Source organism: Limosilactobacillus secaliphilus (genome assembly GCF_001437055.1).
Classification (GTDB): Bacteria; Bacillota; Bacilli; order Lactobacillales; family Lactobacillaceae; genus Limosilactobacillus; species Limosilactobacillus secaliphilus.
On the sequence record NZ_JQBW01000010.1, the window covers coordinates 269,081 to 286,406 of the forward strand.

The following is a 17,326-nucleotide window of genomic DNA, read 5'->3' on the forward strand; positions in this document are numbered from 1 at the left end:
TTTTGTCTTTAATTTTTAATAGCGTTTCTTAAGTGGTAGTGTCAGCATGCCCGCCAAGGCAGCCGTCAAGAGACCAAAGACTGCGACCTGAGATGTCTTCTTAGCACCAGTTTGCGGTAGACGTTGATCCTGACCGCGACCGGCAGCACTGGTCTGTGAGTTGCCATTCAACTGGTCAGCGCCTGATTGATCGACGCTGCCCGAGCCACCATTGCCACCATTCGGCACGATCACTGCATGCGTGTTGTCGTTGATGTGGTTATGGTCTGGCACACTCGGCTTTGGTTGAGCATAGTAATGAATGTTAACCGTGACATCCTGCTGGTCAGCCGTCACAACCACTGCCGGTACATCGGCGGGGTCGACCGTGTAGCCAGGAATGTTGGCCGGCACGTATTCTTGCCAAGCGTTTGGATCTTCTGACCATGGGCCGTAAGTCGACTCACCCGTTACTTTGTCGGTGGTCTTAGAACGATGCAGGGTTGCCACCTGCTTAATCGTCTCGACTCTTCCATCCGGCAGGTACACGTTGATGGTCCGCGTGATCGTCTTCGTTTCCTGGCCGTGTTCGATGTCATGGCCTAATTCGACGATGATGTCGTGGTTGCCACTCGGCAGGAAGGTGTAACTGGATGCCGGATCGTTAAGAATGTGGTAGTTAGCTGGTGCGACGATGTTGGTTGGCACCGTTTCACCAGTCTGACCGCTCAACGGAACGACCTGGACCACTTGGCTGCCATCCATGTAAATGATGTTGATGGATTGGTCAGCGGCTAAGTAACTGATGTTAACAGTCGTGTCAGCCGTTGTACTGGTAACCGCCTGTTGGCCAACCACAGCAATTGTCGGCACATAACCGGTAATTGTTGGCGTCGTAAATTCAGGCCAACTGCCAGTACTCCAAGCACCCCAGTTGATATCCCCGGTGACTTGGTCCACTTCACCAGTCCGCGTCAATGTGACTACTTGGCGCGTGGTGGTAGTGCGACCGGATGGATCAGTAACGTTGATCGTCCGGGTGATGGTCTTTGTGTCACTCGTTTCGTGGGTAACGTGAGCCAACTCAACAATGATATCGTGGTTGTCAGCTTTCTTGGCCTTGAATGTGTAGCTAGCAGCTGGATTGTTGGTGATCCGGTAGTTGGCCGGTGCGCTGATGTTTGTCGCCACAGTTTCGCCAACACGACCATTCAACGGATCTGTCTTAATAACAGTGTTGCCATATTTATAGACCACACTGATATTTCGTTCTTCACCCAAATAAGAGACATCGATCGTTTGGTCTTTGGTATTGTTGTTGACGGTAACTAACGGAATCTCCGTAATCGTAGAAGGTTGCCCATCAACCTTAACCTCCATCGTGTAGCCAGCAATTGGCGTCAATGGGTAGTCCAGCCACCTGTCAGTTGCTTCAGAAGTCCACGTGGTCTTCCCGGTTGCGTAGTCGATAATTCCTTTGCGGTCAGTCATTCCGCGTTGGACAATCGTTTCAATCCGACCATCTGGATGCTTAATGTTAATGGTCCGTGTTGGCTGCTTGAACTCGAAAACCGTGTCCTTCAGGTGGATCAAATGCACAGTGAAGGTTTGATTACCGTTGGCAAAGGTGAAGCCGTTCACCCAAGTAGTACCGGGATTAATAGTGTACTGCGCATGTTTAGATCCATCATTAGCGGTATATTGATGATCTCTTAAAAATTGAGTGACAACTGAAACTGTGTCCTGTGTTTCAGTATTACTAATTTTGTCACTTTTACTCCATTCACCAATCACGTGCCCTCTGTCATCATCATCGACGTACTTGATAGTGACTGTTACTTCTTGTTCACTGGGGTCAGGTACATATGAAATATTGATTATTTGGTTGCTATAGGTTTCATTAACGACAACTTGTCCCAGATTAGGAGTTCTAGGAATATAACCTGTAACCTGTGGTGTCACAAAGGCATCCCAGACAGCAGTGTTCCAAGTATTACTCCAATCAATTAAATTGTGACCATCAGGACCCATCATATGACTGTCCACACCGGTCCGAGTAAGTTTGGCCTTTTGGCGTATGGTATCCACTCTGCCATTTGGATTGTAAACGTTAATCGTCCGGGTAATAGTCTTCCATTGAAGGAAGCTACCATCAGGCAGTTGCTTAAACCCGTTATCCTCGTCACCACCTGAATAAAACATAGAGATGAACGGTGAAGCAGGTGCGGCAGGTACAGCTGGTTCACTGCTCTGACTAGCGCCTGGAGCTTCATTATTCGCTTGATTACTTTCTGGGCTATTTGCTTGCGACTGGCTTGCACTAGTTTCACTAGCAACTGGGGCCGCCGTAGAGCCATTAGTATTGCTGTTATTGTTTTGGCTATTATCACTTGATGATTGAATATTTGGCTGAACAGTTTGCGGCAATGTCGATTGTCCAGTACCTTGATCACTTGCGTGTGCATCAAGCATGTTCATTCCAAATAACGCCACCGTCACTACGGCAGCAACGATCCAGCGCTTCTTTGCTTTATACAAGCGATAATGCATCTTTTGTTCTGTCATCTTAACTCCACCAGCTCCCAAGTTGATTATTTGTTTCAGATGATTTGTTGCCTAATGAGTCCGTAGTTTTTCATTTTTCAACTTTTATTTTAACAGCGTATAAATAAGTAAGCTATTAAAGTGCTCAATCTTCATACAAAATACATTGAAATTCACAATTTGTTCACACAATTTACGAATCCTTCAAGGCTTTATTACCGGCATTTAATGGCAGCCACATTTATTTAATGTTCATTTTTTTAGTGATAACTTGAACGTTTGTACAGTTATGACACAGACCAATACATCTGTTCACTACACCTATTTATCAATTTCACGGTAATTACTACGGTCACGTCTTCCACAAATCTGCCTGTTCTAGTTGGTTAGAAACAAAAGACCGGTAACATCCATTTCTGGACATTACCGGTCATTTCCTATTTTATTTTCGAATAAATCAACTGCGCAATTTTCTGGTTGCCAGCGCGGTTAGGGTGGATGCCATCAGTAAACCACTTGGGATGGCCGCGCGTTAACGCAAATAAGTCAATCACAGGTAGTCCCAGTTGAGCTGCGACTGCCTGGACACTGCGGTAAACCACCTGCTGGTTAATGTTGGGCTCCATCCCCGGCAAGTCCTGCGAATAACAGGCTGGCGGTTGCATCAAATATACCTGCTTGGTCGTGGGCAAGGATTGATAGCTGTTCACCAATTTGGTCAGTGCAGATTGAAATGCGCTTGCGTCCCAATAAATGTTCTGAGCGTCATTGGTGCCCAGCATCACAATGTCAATTGCCGCCGCAAATTCCTGGCTGAGTTGATATTCGAATTGATCAACATAGGCATCAAATCCCGTTACTGCCGTGGCACCGTTATGGCCGAAGTTAGCAACCTGATAGTCTTTGCCGAGCAATCGCTGCAGGATGGCCGGGTAAGAGTACCGCCGCCGATCTTGTGGTGCAATGCCGTAGCCAAAAGTAATGCTGTCGCCGATACAGGCAATTTTGACCATAAACAACCCTCCCTACAAAAAAGCGCCCCTATGACTGATAGGGACGCAATTGAATCATTTGTTAGCCGCGGATAGATTGACCACCGTCAACCACGATCTCGGCACCATTGACGTACTTAGCTTCGTCGCTAGCCAAGAAGAGCACCGGATATGCAACGTCTTCCGGATCGCCTAAGTGGCCCAGCGGAATACCATCAATCAGTGAGTCCAGTAACGGCTTGCTCAGGGAGAATTGCTGCATCATTGGCGTCACAATCCAGCCCGGTAATACGGCGTTTACCCGAATGTTGTACTTACCCAGGTCACGAGCCGCACCCTTCGTCAGGGCCCGAGAAGCACCCTTCGAAGCGGTGTAAGGCGAAGCACCGGCAATCCCTTGCACACTGGCCAGTGAGGAAATGTTGACGATGGAGCCGCCACCATTCTTCTTCATGTACGGAACCACGTGTTTCATCCCCAAGAAGTGGGCCATTGCGTTCGTTTGCATAAATTTTTTCCAGTCGGCAACCGTTGCTTCCAGGCCAGATGTCTTATCCGTCACACCGATCCCGGCATTGTTAACCAGGACATCGATTTTACCGAACTGATCCACCCCTTGTTTGGTGGCTTCAATCCAGTCGTCTTCTTCTGTGACGTTCAGTTTCAATGGCAAAACATTGTCGCCATACTGCTTCTTCAGATCGGCAACGTGCTTGTCCAACAATTTCGTGTTGATGTCGGTAGCAATTACCTTAGCACCTTCTTGCAAGAAGATCTTTAATTCGTAAGCGCCTTGACCACTGGCAGCCCCAGTAATTAATGCAACTTTGCCCTTTAGTCGATCTGTCATAATCATTCAATCCTTCCAACTAGATTTGCGCATTATAATTCATTTTATATTTACTGTACATAGAAAATACCTATCCAGTTTATTCTAATTCATTTATTGCTAATAATCATCTTATTTTTTAGTCATTTACTGGATAACGTCTCTTTTTGGATCAACTGTATGAAAGAAATTGAGATTGTTTGTCAATTTCACCATGGAAATCATGTTTTGCCAAGCGTCAATGTCACTTTGACTGCTCCTTAATAATCAACAGCTCAACTTATTAATGGCGCAAAGAAAAGCAAATTGTGATTTATATTTAGCCAACATACATTGCCGCTGTTATTTGATCTAAAGTTATATAAATAACAGCAATTTTATCATACCTTTGCAATTTATTCGACTTGCTAATTAGCTATATAAATCTAACCTTTATTTGCTTATTCGCTTAAATTCAAGGTAGTACATGATCTCATTACATTGGTAGCCCACTGATATAACTAAGGATACTCTTAAAGACTATCGTAAGATACCACTCTTCAATCTTTATAAAATTAATTAAAGAACTTATTTAAATTAATATATACACGTGATATTATTAAGCCGTTAGCAAATTGATTTTGCTGACACTCTGTAAACTAATCCTGTGCACAGGGATTCTCAGTATGATCTTTATACTGACCATTTAGTTACTTTTTGCTTTGCCATTACTCGTTAATGTCATTGTTTTAATTTCAATGAGTCCGGGGCAGTAAGACAAGGCTTTCCTATTTAGTTTGCAGAAATAGTTGTTTTTGTTGCAAGTAATCGTTTTCAAAACCATATATATAAGTTGCTTCGTAGACTTATTACGATTGAGCTGCTCGTTAATGACATCGATCCACCATCTTTTTAGAACCAAGCGAGTGCATTAATGAACGGATTCAGCCAATAAGATTACGAACAACGATACGCCCTCAGCAGCCATGATGGTTGTTGAGGGTTTTTGTAATTCGAGGATAAGTATCATATATAATAAAAAGATTCCACGCATAAGTAACCCTATGTGGAATCTTCTCAGAACAACAAAACAAACATCACTAACGCATCTGTTTTTTGTTATCTACAATGTAGCAAGTTAAATACGAAAATTCAAATGCCAACAATTATTGAAAAAGAATAATATGTCAAGGGCTAGATTAACTAAGCACCTTGATTTTGTCATACTCAGACTTATTCTCTTGAATGGTGTTTCTCATATCAATATCATTTTGTAAATTCAAAAAGTATCAATCTGATACTCCAAACAAGATCCCTAAGCGAACAGATGTATCAACAGTAATTTTACGACGATTGTGCAGAATATCTTGAATACGAGAGGTAGGAACGTTAATTAGTTGAGCTAATTTGTACGCTGATAGATTTAATGGTTCCATAAATTCTTCGCGTAAAATTTCGCTAATTGTTGGTGTTGGTATCTCGTTCATACATCATTCCTCCTTCTAGTGATAATCAACGATTTCTACATCACAAAAGTTGTTCTGTCCATGCAAAGTAAAACAAATGCGATATTGAGAATAAGTTTTTTATACTGTATTGTCCTTCACGATCACCAACCTGTTGTTTTAAATGATTAGCTGGCGGGACTCGTAAATCATTAATGTTTTCTGCATTATCAACCATCATCAATTTTTCTAAAGCAACTCTTTGTATGGTTTGAGGTAACTTTTTAGAAAGTTTTTGATGATATACCTTTGCTGTTTCTTTATCAGCAAAGCCTTTAATATCATCGATTTCTATTCCCTGCTAATTTGTAAAACTCATTATACACGTCAGGAGAGTATATCAACGTAAAAACTTATAGTGTTAATTGCATTGTTAGCATCCAATAATGACACGAATATACTTTCAGCCCATATATGCTTCCCAACCAGTTTTCCTATACTAAACACAACATATTCAGTTAGGAGATTTTGGGAGAGGCCACCCTAATGGTAAGGAAATTTAATAAATGGTCGTTACGAACGTAAATCAGCGTTCATAAATACCAATGTCCCATTATCTAGTCGGAGTATAGTCCTGCATAATCAAACAGTAGTAAAATCAATTTTAGATCGCCTTATCTACCACTCACATGTGATTAAAATCAAAGGCAAGTCATATCGACTAACATCTGCCAATTACTAAACCGCCTTTGACGACATCATGTAATGTATAATTAATTAACAAAATATTTTTATACTATCTGTTTATTATCAGGAAATTTACTAAAACAAATAATTAATAAATAGCTTGCAAAAAATCCATACGGTGCTATATAAGTATTTTCAGTAAATGTCAAAAGACTAAACACTAGTAATAAAAATTCTAATCCAACAATGTTTTCTGATCTTAACTTGTTTATATAACCCGTCAGTAATGCCAAAACAATAGACATATTAATAACGCCCATTCTCAACCAGAAATACATATAACCTCCATCAAAAGCACCAGTAAGCAACACATTAATATTTTTCCCATAAAAACCCAGTTCATACTGATTTGCTTGAATGAAGGTTATCCTACTAGGAAAAAAATGCAAGCCATAAAGGCTCAAATAGTAGTTCCAAGTGTAAATACGGTGTGAAAGCCACTGGTCTATATTATAAATCCAGCTGTACTTTTCATAGAAAAAGGCAAAAATAAGACTAATAATTGCAAGCGTTATCGGTAAACAAGTAGCTATCCATCCAGTAATATTTGAGTTCTGAATATAATGTCTTATAAAGTAGCATAAAAGAAAAATTGTCATACAAATACCAGAGGTTTTATCAAACATAACAAAATAATTAAAATATATAGCTCCTATATACAAGAGTAAAAACCAAGTTTTATTTTGTTTCCAATTTAGATAAAGATAGCTCATAAAAATAACAGATAAAAATCCACCTAAACCATTAGGGTTGCTAAAGCCATAAGATAGAAGATTATTACTGGTTGATTTAGGTAACACCCCTAATAAGCTAAAGGGGATTACAAGTAAAACACATAGCAGCTGTCCTCTAGCATAAGCCTGAATAACCTCGCGCTGATTTAAATAACTTACATATAAGCAAAATATTACTATTGGAACAAAAGCCATTCCATTTTGAAATATGAAATTAAAAGCTAAAAAAGCTAACAGGTTTATATAAATAATTATTTGATTTTTACTATTATTAGTAATGACAAAATGATATAGAAACATAGTTAACATACAGCCCAACAATACATATCTCATATAGTTAAAGACTGGGTGACTTAAAATACTCCTCCAAAGAGTATCATTATAAATACCCATATAAAAGATAGTAAATGTAAGTAATAACTTATATCTTTTGTTAGTTACCTTATCCATAGAACACTCCTTTTAACATGAAAATATATGATTCCAACTCCAATTAGACTCGCAATGTATGATTTTTTATTTCTCTGAATAATTCAAACAATGGTAAATGAATTCCTAAAATGTTTCTAAATGTTATATCACCACTAAAAAAATAACTATGGATCATATATTTTAACCGTTTACTATAGCTGGAGTGATTTTTATTCATGATATTGATTACATTACTATCATTTAAATTGTCTAACTGATGATAGCCATTCGTTGTTATTCCGAAGCAATCGACACGCTTGTTAATAAAATGAGTAAACTGATGTCTCTTAATTAAATGAAAATATCCAAATTCGTGATAACGTAGTTGTTCGCTTTTGGGGTCTAGATAGTAATAAAGACATTTTCCTTTATTCCAAATAAATGCACCTTGATAGTTATGAAACCTTGGATCAATCGAATAAATGTCCAAGCAACCTGTCTTTGTTTCATTAACTAAATCTTCATTTTTGTAAGTATCGAAATGGTAATATTTATAGATTGCTCGGATTCCTAGTTCATCAAATGCATAACCTCTAGAATGACTATAAACTCGATCAAATAATCTAATTTCATTGCCATGACGATCTTTAACAGGCAATAAGTAGCGAGTATTCACATCATGATTATTCTTGTATAAACAAAAATGTCCAAGATCACCAATTCTGTCGTATCTTTTGGTTAATCCAGGTTGAATAAACTTCATTATCTTACCGCATACAATATCTATATCACCATATCCCCAGTAATCATAATCACGTAAATAATCGCTAAAAGCCAGCCCATATAAGGGTTTATAATCGCACAGCTTATATGGGGTGTCGAGGACTATATTTTTGCCAACTACAGATTGTATTCTTTCCCTAACTTCTTTAAATGTACTTTTAATAAAAGTTACGTTATCAATATTAGGCACATCCTCAACAGATTGATCAGTGAAAATTAACCATTCAATTTCCTTATTAAAAGAAGCAGAATAAAGAAACGTATTAATATAAGGGGGAAATTCACCAAAGTACGGTACAATAATGCAAATTTTCATGTGATTTACTTCCTCTTTAACTTCTTTATAAAGGGCTTAATGATAGATAAAAACATTGTGTCATTACTGATAAACAATGCCGTACCATAAAAAAATGCGCCAAAGATGAGTGATAAAATAATAACTAGCAAATGGTTTTGAAATAATTTACGTATTATAAAAATTGGAAAAATAATTAATGCTGCCAGTGCTAAATAACGAATAAAGAAACTGAAATATGCTTTTAATCCAGAAACATCTTTCAAATAGAAAGCTTCAATACATGTCGCCACTATTTCAGAGAAAACAGTAGCGAAAGCCGCCCCAGCCGATCCAAAGTGAAAAATTGTAATAAGTATCATTGCAATGACAAAATTAATTATAAAAGCCGAAACAGTAGCAATTGAAAAATACCTTTGACGATCTATTGCAATCAGAAATTGTCCCTGTAGTTGTCCCATTCCCATGACTACAATTAAGCAAGCAAGAATGTACAATGTTGGTATTGCAGCCCTGTACTTTGATCCAAAGAAAACTGGAACAAAAACATCCCCAATACATAGACAGCCAATTACCATTGGTACTGCTAGCATATATACATACTGAATAGCAGATTGAATATAACGCTCAATCGCCTTTTCCTTACCATTTTGGTATAGGTAAGAAATATGTGGGGTCATCACTCCACCGTAAGCAGCTACAAAGATAACACAAAAGTTAATTATTATTTGGACTTGAGAAAAGTACCCGACTTGTCTTGAAGTACTAAACTGACCGAGTAGTATTTTATCAAGCGAATTATATAGTTGAATTGCTACTACAGGTAAAAAAAGACCAAAGATACTTGGAAACTGGCCTAATGCGCGCTTAAAATTTGGCCGTATAAAAATAATGCTTCCCTTTAAATAAGGCAACATTGTTAGATTGCCAACTAATCCTGCGATAGCATAAATTAAAGTATACAGCCAAACATCATTACGATTTTTTATAAGAACAAAGATTAAAATAGTGGCTGCTATTTTTACCATTCCGTTCTTTAGGGCTGTAACTTTGTAATTTTCCATTCCTTGAAAATACCAGCTTACATCACAAGCCCAATATACAAATGAAATAATATTAATAATGTATAGTAAGCGATATTTCTCAAGAGAGAAAAAAATCACAGATATATATATAAGCAAAGCTATAAAAATAAAAAATAGGCGAAAAACTAAGACATCCCAAAATATCTTACTTCTTTTTAAAATATCATCTTGTCGTTTTGCAATTTCACGCTGCCCATAATCAACAGTGCCTAATACCGCAAAAATGCCAAAATAAGTTACTACAGCGGTGACATAGTAATATTTTCCTAATTGATAAGCACCTAATATCCTCGACACATATGGAACTGAAAAGATTGGAAGAACTAAAGAAAGAACTTCATAGGATAAATTATATAAATAGTTCAAGAAAACTTTTGAATTCATTATGAGTAATTCCTTTATATGCGTGCACCAACAATTACTAATCCATTAAAAAACTTTACTGCTGGTATATATTATGCATCATATATTTTTAATATATTACAGGTCCAATGTTCCAATGAATAGTGGCTATCAATATACTCGTGTGCTGCTGCATTAGCTTTTTTTCGGTTACCCTTTCTATTTTCATAGGCATTGATAATTGTTGACCGTAACTGTTGTATATTTTCCGATTGGATCATTTTTACTCCAGGTATCTTAGAAAGAACATTTTGGCCAGAAACATCAGAAATTATCACTTGATCTCCTGAGTATGCCGCTTCTACAACAGCATAGCCAAACGCTTCTAAGCGTGATGGTGACAAAAAAAGAAAAGCATGCTTATATAACTTTTCGACATTTTGGCTAGGTGGCAAAATCTTCACAAAATTTGGGATTTCATTAAACTTATTAATTATTAACTGACGTGCGCTCTTTTGATTATGTGTTACTACTAATAGATTGCATGCTCTTGAAATTTTAGTATTTTTAATTGCTGCTATAGCAAGATCAACACCTTTACGCATAAAGTCAGTTCCAAATATTAGAATATCATTACTTTTTTTCTCAGTACTGGTGGTTAAACGATCAGTATCAATTGCATTTAATACTAAATAACTTTTGTTGCCACCCATCTCTTTTTTTACATCTCTATAAACTTTAGGGCTAACTCCTATATAGGCGACATCTTTAGGGGCACACAACCGTAAAACTATACCTTTAATAATCTGCTTTGCTCCAAAGTTCACAGCCATATGCTGATGAAAGACATATCTGGTGCGATTGTTAATTGCCGTTTTGAATTTTGTTAAAATTAACGAACTAACAAAATTGAGATGAATAACAGCAGAATCATTCTTATTTAAATGACGACTAACCACGTCGACAATATTTTTATAATTGAAGTTACAGTATATAACCCTATATTTTGAGAGATCAATTTCCCAATTCTTACTCTGAGATTCTTTAGGAAAGACGAAATATACGATAACGCCCCTACTAAGTAACTTGTTAGCTAAATAATCAAAAGAAGCTAAGAAGTTCCCACCATAATCAGCACAATAATTGCAAATTAAAAAGACTTTATTGTATTTCAAATAAACCACACTACTCCTTTTGGTAAACACTTTTTATATGTATTTATTGTTAAATGATTTTACGAAAGAAATCATTAGCTATACGGAAAATACCTGCTGATATTTGGTTAGTTATGTGTTCTCGAGCTATTATTCTTAACTTATCATGAGTTGTATGAGGTGCCCAAGCTTTTTCACCAATATGCAGTGCAACTGTCTTAAAAGATGGTTGCAAAAATATGTCTGGCTCAAACGCTGTAACTTTCCCTCTTCGTTGCGTCTTTATTGAATGGTTAAACTTATACATTTTAAACAATAAAGGCGAAAGAACTTCAGTGTTTGGCCTATTTTTACCAAATTCATATGGGAGATTATCATATAATTCGATAGCTTTATTAATAAAATCTTGGCCTGGACAAGCAGCAATAAAACTAGTTGAGATTATAACTTTAGGATCTTGTATGCTAAAAGCTAATTCCTTATTAGCTAAGATATTAGATGGATCTTTCAATAAATACATGTCAGTATCCATATAGACTCCACCATATTGTTGCAGTATTTTTAAGCGTGCATAATCAGATGCAAATGCATAATCCTTATTGGACAAGGCTCTTTGATAAAAATTATTTTTATATTTTGGAAGATTTTCTTCATTCCATTCAATAATTTCATACTTTGGCGCATGCCTTTCCCAAGTTTTTATAGCCTTAATAAGGCTATTTGGCTTTGACTCACCAAACCAAATATAATGAATCTTTTTAGATATCATTGCACACTCTCACCTACCAGTCTTTAACATAATTTTTCATGTCACAAGCACTTATATAAAATAAACAAGATCTTTAAACATTGATATTTATCTTTCTCTAAAGAAACCTTTAATTAACTCACGATAATAATTTGAGAGTCTTGTAGCGGCATTAGGCGAATAGAAAGGGCTCTTCATCAAAGAATTTTGATACTTTTCTCTATTTATTTTACGGTTAGACTGTTTTATTAATCCATTTTCCCAAGCAGTTGTGGACTCTTTTAAAGAGAGAAATTTAACAAGATTTGTATATACTAGCTCTTTAGTTACCGAATCAGAAATAACACAAGGCAATCCAGACGCTTGCGCTTCAATTGCCGTAATAGGTAATCCTTCAAATAATGATGGCAAGAAAAAAACATCCATCGCTTGATACAGTGAGGAAACATCATTGCGACTACCAAATAACTTTATATACTTATTAAGGTGATTATCATCTATATATGCTTGCACCTGTTTATCTAGTTCCCCACTACCAATCCACCAATATTGAATGTTTGAATTCTTTTCAACTAAATGTTTAATAACTTTTATAGCAAAAAAAGGATTTTTTTGTAAAGAAAGTCTTCCAACGGTTCCAATAATTATTTTATCTTTACAATTATATTTTTCTCTAATGTGCTCTCTAACTTGATTATCGAAAAAGGAGTTAGTAAACGAAATCGCATTAGGAATAACCTTAAAATGGGATTTGCCAAACATTGCTTTACCAGCATCTTTCCCACATGCAAAATAAGCATTACTTAATCCTTTAAGCAAGGGTAGCAATATTCGATTTCGCTTTTCTTTCCACTTAACCGAACTTAATTCTGTGTTATGACTTTGTAAAATTCTTACAGGCACCTTATCTTTATAAGCAGTAAACATCATTGGAATTGACGAAATTAAAAGATTATCATGAATAATATCATAATTATTTTCTTCTAAAATTTGCTCGCATTTTTTTAAATGCTTATTTATTTGCTTTATTGACGGAAGAATAAAAATTTTACTACCAGCGTCCAGTATTTCTTTATAGTAAGGAGTTTTTACGTCATTAAGTAAAGCAAAATCTATCTTAATTTTGTCATGATTTATATTACGAAAATAAGTCATGGCAAAGCTAGTAACGCCATTTGCGGGACGTAAATTTCCTACGAGAAATAGTACTTTTATTTTATGATCTATCATTATGCCCTCATTATTAATTATAGCTATTATTAATTATTCGTTTTCTTCGAATAATATCTAACTTAGCAATCAAAAGAGGAAAACATGTACCACCAATTAACATACATTTTCTATACAGCGAAACATTTGAGTTAGCAAGTAAACTCGGCAGATGTACTCTTACATAATGCATCCATCTTTTATATTCAGCTTTATATTTAGATTTCTGATTATGATTTATAAGATTTACACATGCACCAAGATAATATACTGCCAAATGTAAAGTAATCATGTCGTCAATCATCTTACTACTTAAAATAAGATTATCTTTAATCATAAAAATCGATTTCTCGCCATTTATTATCTTTTGAATATTGAAGGCGGTAGTTGCAGAATCATAGTTATTTTTCCTATAAAAATACACTCTTCTATCTCCAACACAAACATTGTTCGCTAATTGCGAAACCGTTGTTATAAAGGAAAGTCCTTCCCCATAAAAAAGTTTTTCGTTATACCTTATTTTATGTTTATTTAATAAGGAAGAACTGTAAATTTTATTATAGCTACTAACTACTACTGTAGTCGACATTAACAAAGCGGTAGCTTGTTCAGGCGTTAAAACTTTTATTTTATCTTCTGTAATTTGTTGTTGCTTTTTACTAGAAAACAAATTTCTGGAAAATGCAAACTCCGAGTTGTTATTTATTATCAGTTTATATAGATAACTGACATAATCTTTTGCAACGTAATCATCACCATCAACAAATAAGACATATTTACCTTTTGAAACATCTAAGCCATAATTCCTTGCAGAACTCGGACCACCGTTTTCTTTGCAAAAAAAACGCAACCTGCTATCTTCCGAAGCCATACTTTGAATAATCTTAGGTGTCTCGTCTGTTGAGCCATCATCAACAACAATAATTTCTAGATTCGTATAGTCTTGTTTCTCAACACTCTTTATACATTTGGAAATATATTTTTCAATATTATAGGAAATAATTATTACTGAAATTAAGTCTTTTTCCATTGTTTAACTTCACCATTTGCTTAAAATTACTTTTTAATTACCCAATCAATAATTTAGCTAACTAGATTTATCATCGTGTTACGTATAAAAATACAGATTAGTTTTAAAATGATTAAATTGTGCTGCTGAGGTCAGCTACGAACCCTTATATCGCGGAGAGCACCAGTTAAGTACTTATACGATTTCTCACGTTGCTTTTTAATTTCTCGATTAACTTTACCAAAATCTAATTGAGGAAAATCCGGATTAAAACTTGTTTGCTGTTGTAACGTAATATATTGAGTACTTAAGTCTAATAGTTCTAAGAAATTAGTAATTCTCGATGACTGACTCTTAAAAGATTTATAGTTACGTTGAAACGTCATAAAAGGACTATTTAAATTGACTGAAAATGCTGTCCCATGAAATGAATCAGTATATACACAACTTGCATTGGCAATTATTGAAGGAAACTCCATAGGCCCTACTGATTTCAACTGAATCTCTGGATACTTGTCATATTTATCAAATTGATGCGGAATAGCATATATTTTCAAGTGCTTTTTTTGGGCTACTTTAACAATTTTTTTCAAGACAAGGTCTGAAGGTTCATCCAAAAAATATAGGAGAATGTAGTCTTCTTTGCTAGGCTTAATCAGTTCATGCCAGTCCATCAATAGTGTTGGATCGATAACTGATTCAACTTTCCTACCAGTAAGCTGATATACCACATCAATCCCGCTCTTCTCTCTAACAGATATATAAGGTATTGATTTAAGATATTTAGAGATAATCTTTTTATTATAGTTTGGTACAGAAGAACCTCCAAAACTTGGTGCATATGCTACACGCTTTTCTTTTGGAACAAATTGTAAATAGAACATTGGGTCAACATTTGCGGCGTTTACTTTCCAAATCTGGTCACTACCACATACTACAGCGAGAGTCTTAGGAGAAGCAGCAAATTCTTTTAACTGTTTATTAGATAAAGCATGGACTTTCAATTTTTGTTCTGTAAAATCTAAATATTTTTGCTTTATTTTCTTCGAAGGTGCGTTGTGAAAGTTTCCTAAGTAACCTTTAACAGTTTCTTTGAATAATTTAGGCCTAAAAATCGATCGTTTACACATTCGAAATATTTTTTCAAGTCTAATGTCGCGACCTGAGTGGGCACTTTCACGTTTCCAAATGATATCTGTTTCATAACCTAAGTTTTCAAGATAAGTTTTCAAAGCATATGCTTGCAAGCTTGTTCCATAGTTGTAGCCCCTATACAAAGTGACTAACCCAATTCTCATTTGAAATGCCTCCTTGTTAACTTGTACCAACCGATTGACCAATTTTAAATCAGAATCATCCTCACAAAAATTAATTATTTGCCCTTGTGAAGAATGTGCTGATAAATATTTTTTCTTAACCAACCAGGCATTAGAATATTCACAGCCATAATCCAATCACCAATAATTCTTTCACGTAAATTTATGATACCGTTATTAAATAAAAATTTGCGTAAAGCATAAAAATACCTTATGTTGGAATTCTTTCCTCTTCGCTGGTACATTCCTTCATCTACACGCATCTTAAGTAAGATTTTGTCTATATTCTTAACAGGATAATTCTTAACTATTATTCGAGCCCACAAATAATAATCCTCTAAATTACCATAGGGAATATATCCGCCAACTCTATTTAAAATGGCTTTATTTAACATTACCGAAGGATGATTAAAGGGACTTCGCCATTTAATAAATCGCCTTAATGAAGGTTCAGATGTTGGTACTTTACGATAGCCAACTATAATTGACGGGTCCCTTGAAAACTCTTGGATTTGTCCACCAATAACTGCCAATCCAGGATTTTTAATAATTTCTTTTAACTGAAGTTCAAAACGATTAGAAACACTAATATCATCGCTATCCATCCGTGCAATCCAGTTAGTTGAAACAAATTCAGTTCCTAGACGGAGAGATGCTCCTAATCCTTGATTGCGAATAGATTTAACTACTTTGAATGTGTTAGCAAAATTTGTTCGATGATTATCGACTACTTTTTCTAATTCATTTGAAATTGGTCCATCTTCAACCAAGACAATTTCAGTTGGTACGACAGTTTGATTTTCAATGCTATCCAGTGCTTGGTCTAAAAAATGATAATTTTCTTTTTCATAAACCGACATCAAAACAGAAAAGTCAGGATAATTATCTAGCTCTTTCTTCTTCATATTTAATTGTCCCTACTTTCATTTTCATCATTAATACCTAGCTTAAATGGTCTTACTCTTAAGAACTATCACTAACAAAAAATCTTTAGTCATATATTATTCTTAATTGTTGCTATTGAAAGTCACTTGTTTCAATTTGGGCAAAGACTTTTATCGTGCCCCATTACCGGTGAAGATAATCCGAATAGTTTTTAAAGCAATACTAAAATCATTCTTCAACGAATAGTGATCAATATAATAAATATCCAGCTTGCACTTCTCATTTGGTTTAAGATCATACCCACCATGAATTTGTGCATAGCCGGTTAAACCGGGGATAATTCGTAAGCGTTGAGGAAAGTCAGGCCACTTCTCGTAAAACTCTTGAGTAAGGATAAATCGTTCTGGACGAGGACCGACTAAACTCATGTCTCCTTTGACAATGTTCCAAAATTGGGGCAATTCATCAATACGTGTTTTTCGCATAAATCGACCAACAGGAGTAACTCGTGGATCATCCTTTTTTGCCCAAACAGCTCCTGTTTTCTTTTCCGCATCGTTACGCATTGAACGTAGCTTTGTAATCATAATAGGACACCCCATATAGCCAACACGCTTCTGCTTAAAAAACACCGGCCCTTTAGACGTTAGTTTTATTGCAATGCCGAAAAAAAGAATAATCGGTAGACTAACGATACCAAAAATTGTGCCAAAAATGATATCACAAACTCTTTTACCGATTAATTTTGATTTTGGAACTGGTTTACCAATATGTTCAAGAAATGTATAAGTTTGATCTGATTGATGAGTGTCCTTTAATGAATTCTGCACAACAATTCTC

14 protein-coding genes and 2 pseudogenes are annotated in these 17,326 nt (G+C 35.8%); 1 reads left to right on the top strand and 15 read right to left on the bottom strand.

Annotated elements, in window-relative coordinates; genetic code table 11:
• Window positions 1–15: 15 nt before the first annotated feature.
• From IV45_RS06160 to IV45_RS07815, 5 genes and pseudogenes are all read right to left on the bottom strand, one after another.
• Window positions 16–2,544: a mucin-binding protein gene (locus IV45_RS06160; protein ID WP_057741614.1), complete on the bottom strand. Its 2,529-nt coding sequence runs from the start codon at window positions 2,542–2,544 to the stop codon at window positions 16–18.
• A 416-nt stretch (window positions 2,545–2,960) separates the two neighbouring features.
• Complete coding sequence (locus IV45_RS06165; RefSeq protein ID WP_057741616.1) at window positions 2,961–3,536, bottom strand: GDSL-type esterase/lipase family protein; 576 nt, start codon at window positions 3,534–3,536, stop codon at window positions 2,961–2,963.
• 61 nt (window positions 3,537–3,597) lie between these two features.
• Window positions 3,598–4,365, bottom strand: coding sequence for an SDR family NAD(P)-dependent oxidoreductase (locus IV45_RS06170; protein ID WP_057742403.1), 768 nt, complete (start codon window positions 4,363–4,365; stop codon window positions 3,598–3,600).
• A 1,157-nt stretch (window positions 4,366–5,522) separates the two neighbouring features.
• Window positions 5,523–5,810: pseudogene (locus IV45_RS06175) on the bottom strand (HigA family addiction module antitoxin).
• Window positions 5,811–5,850: 40 nt separating this feature from the next.
• Window positions 5,851–6,123 carry a type II toxin-antitoxin system RelE/ParE family toxin gene (locus IV45_RS07815; protein ID WP_338040604.1) on the bottom strand — a complete coding sequence of 91 codons (273 nt, stop codon included), beginning with the start codon at window positions 6,121–6,123 and terminating at the stop codon, window positions 5,851–5,853.
• A 204-nt stretch (window positions 6,124–6,327) separates the two neighbouring features.
• On the opposite strand from IV45_RS07815, the pseudogene IV45_RS07820 reads away from it, so the two are divergent.
• Window positions 6,328–6,510: pseudogene (locus tag IV45_RS07820) on the top strand (ATP-binding protein); the annotation flags it as partial.
• Window positions 6,511–6,559: 49 nt separating this feature from the next.
• Here the strand turns inward: IV45_RS07820 and IV45_RS06180 are convergent.
• From IV45_RS06180 to IV45_RS06225, 10 genes are all read right to left on the bottom strand, one after another.
• Window positions 6,560–7,699: a hypothetical protein gene (locus tag IV45_RS06180; RefSeq protein WP_057741617.1), complete on the bottom strand. Its 1,140-nt coding sequence runs from the start codon at window positions 7,697–7,699 to the stop codon at window positions 6,560–6,562.
• Window positions 7,700–7,742: 43 nt separating this feature from the next.
• Complete coding sequence (locus IV45_RS06185; RefSeq protein ID WP_057741619.1) at window positions 7,743–8,759, bottom strand: DUF6625 family protein; 1,017 nt, start codon at window positions 8,757–8,759, stop codon at window positions 7,743–7,745.
• Window positions 8,760–8,764: 5 nt separating this feature from the next.
• A complete protein-coding gene (locus IV45_RS06190) occupies window positions 8,765–10,207 on the bottom strand; it encodes a flippase (RefSeq protein ID WP_057741620.1) in 1,443 nt (480 codons plus the stop codon).
• A gap of 71 nt (window positions 10,208–10,278) precedes the next feature.
• Window positions 10,279–11,340 carry a glycosyltransferase family 4 protein gene (locus IV45_RS06195; RefSeq protein ID WP_057741622.1) on the bottom strand — a complete coding sequence of 354 codons (1,062 nt, stop codon included), beginning with the start codon at window positions 11,338–11,340 and terminating at the stop codon, window positions 10,279–10,281.
• 49 nt (window positions 11,341–11,389) lie between these two features.
• Entirely contained in the window at window positions 11,390–12,088 is a 699-nt protein-coding gene (locus IV45_RS06200; protein WP_057741624.1) for a glycosyltransferase family 32 protein, read from the bottom strand.
• A gap of 87 nt (window positions 12,089–12,175) precedes the next feature.
• Window positions 12,176–13,297, bottom strand: coding sequence for a glycosyltransferase (locus IV45_RS06205; RefSeq protein WP_057741625.1), 1,122 nt, complete (start codon window positions 13,295–13,297; stop codon window positions 12,176–12,178).
• Between the two features lie 13 nt (window positions 13,298–13,310).
• The gene (locus tag IV45_RS06210; protein ID WP_057741628.1) at window positions 13,311–14,306 is read right to left on the bottom strand and encodes a glycosyltransferase family 2 protein; all 996 of its coding nucleotides are present in this window, start codon (window positions 14,304–14,306) and stop codon (window positions 13,311–13,313) included.
• 131 nt (window positions 14,307–14,437) lie between these two features.
• Window positions 14,438–15,583: a polysaccharide pyruvyl transferase family protein gene (locus IV45_RS06215; RefSeq protein ID WP_057741631.1), complete on the bottom strand. Its 1,146-nt coding sequence runs from the start codon at window positions 15,581–15,583 to the stop codon at window positions 14,438–14,440.
• 74 nt (window positions 15,584–15,657) lie between these two features.
• On the bottom strand, window positions 15,658–16,506 hold the full coding sequence (locus tag IV45_RS06220; protein WP_057741633.1) for a glycosyltransferase: 849 nt from the start codon (window positions 16,504–16,506) through the stop codon (window positions 15,658–15,660).
• A 150-nt stretch (window positions 16,507–16,656) separates the two neighbouring features.
• Window positions 16,657–17,316, bottom strand: a complete 660-nt coding sequence (locus IV45_RS06225) for a sugar transferase (protein WP_083487286.1) — start codon at window positions 17,314–17,316, stop codon at window positions 16,657–16,659.
• Between the last annotated feature and the right edge of the window lie 10 nt (window positions 17,317–17,326).

Bases quoted from the DNA above. Each gene is read 5' to 3' on its own strand.
- IV45_RS06160 (WP_057741614.1), bottom strand. From the start codon at position 2,544: ATGACAGAACAAAAGATGCATTATCGCTTGTATAAAGCAAAGAAGCGC.
- IV45_RS06210 (WP_057741628.1), bottom strand. From the start codon at position 14,306: ATGGAAAAAGACTTAATTTCAGTAATAATTATTTCCTATAATATTGAA.
- IV45_RS06165 (WP_057741616.1), bottom strand. From the start codon at position 3,536: ATGGTCAAAATTGCCTGTATCGGCGACAGCATTACTTTTGGCTACGGC.
- IV45_RS06170 (WP_057742403.1), bottom strand. From the start codon at position 4,365: ATGACAGATCGACTAAAGGGCAAAGTTGCATTAATTACTGGGGCTGCC.
- IV45_RS06200 (WP_057741624.1), bottom strand. From the start codon at position 12,088: ATGATATCTAAAAAGATTCATTATATTTGGTTTGGTGAGTCAAAGCCA.
- IV45_RS06190 (WP_057741620.1), bottom strand. From the start codon at position 10,207: ATGAATTCAAAAGTTTTCTTGAACTATTTATATAATTTATCCTATGAA.
- IV45_RS06215 (WP_057741631.1), bottom strand. From the start codon at position 15,583: ATGAGAATTGGGTTAGTCACTTTGTATAGGGGCTACAACTATGGAACA.
- IV45_RS06205 (WP_057741625.1), bottom strand. From the start codon at position 13,297: ATGATAGATCATAAAATAAAAGTACTATTTCTCGTAGGAAATTTACGT.
- IV45_RS06220 (WP_057741633.1), bottom strand. From the start codon at position 16,506: ATGAAGAAGAAAGAGCTAGATAATTATCCTGACTTTTCTGTTTTGATG.
- IV45_RS06185 (WP_057741619.1), bottom strand. From the start codon at position 8,759: ATGAAAATTTGCATTATTGTACCGTACTTTGGTGAATTTCCCCCTTAT.
- IV45_RS06180 (WP_057741617.1), bottom strand. From the start codon at position 7,699: ATGGATAAGGTAACTAACAAAAGATATAAGTTATTACTTACATTTACT.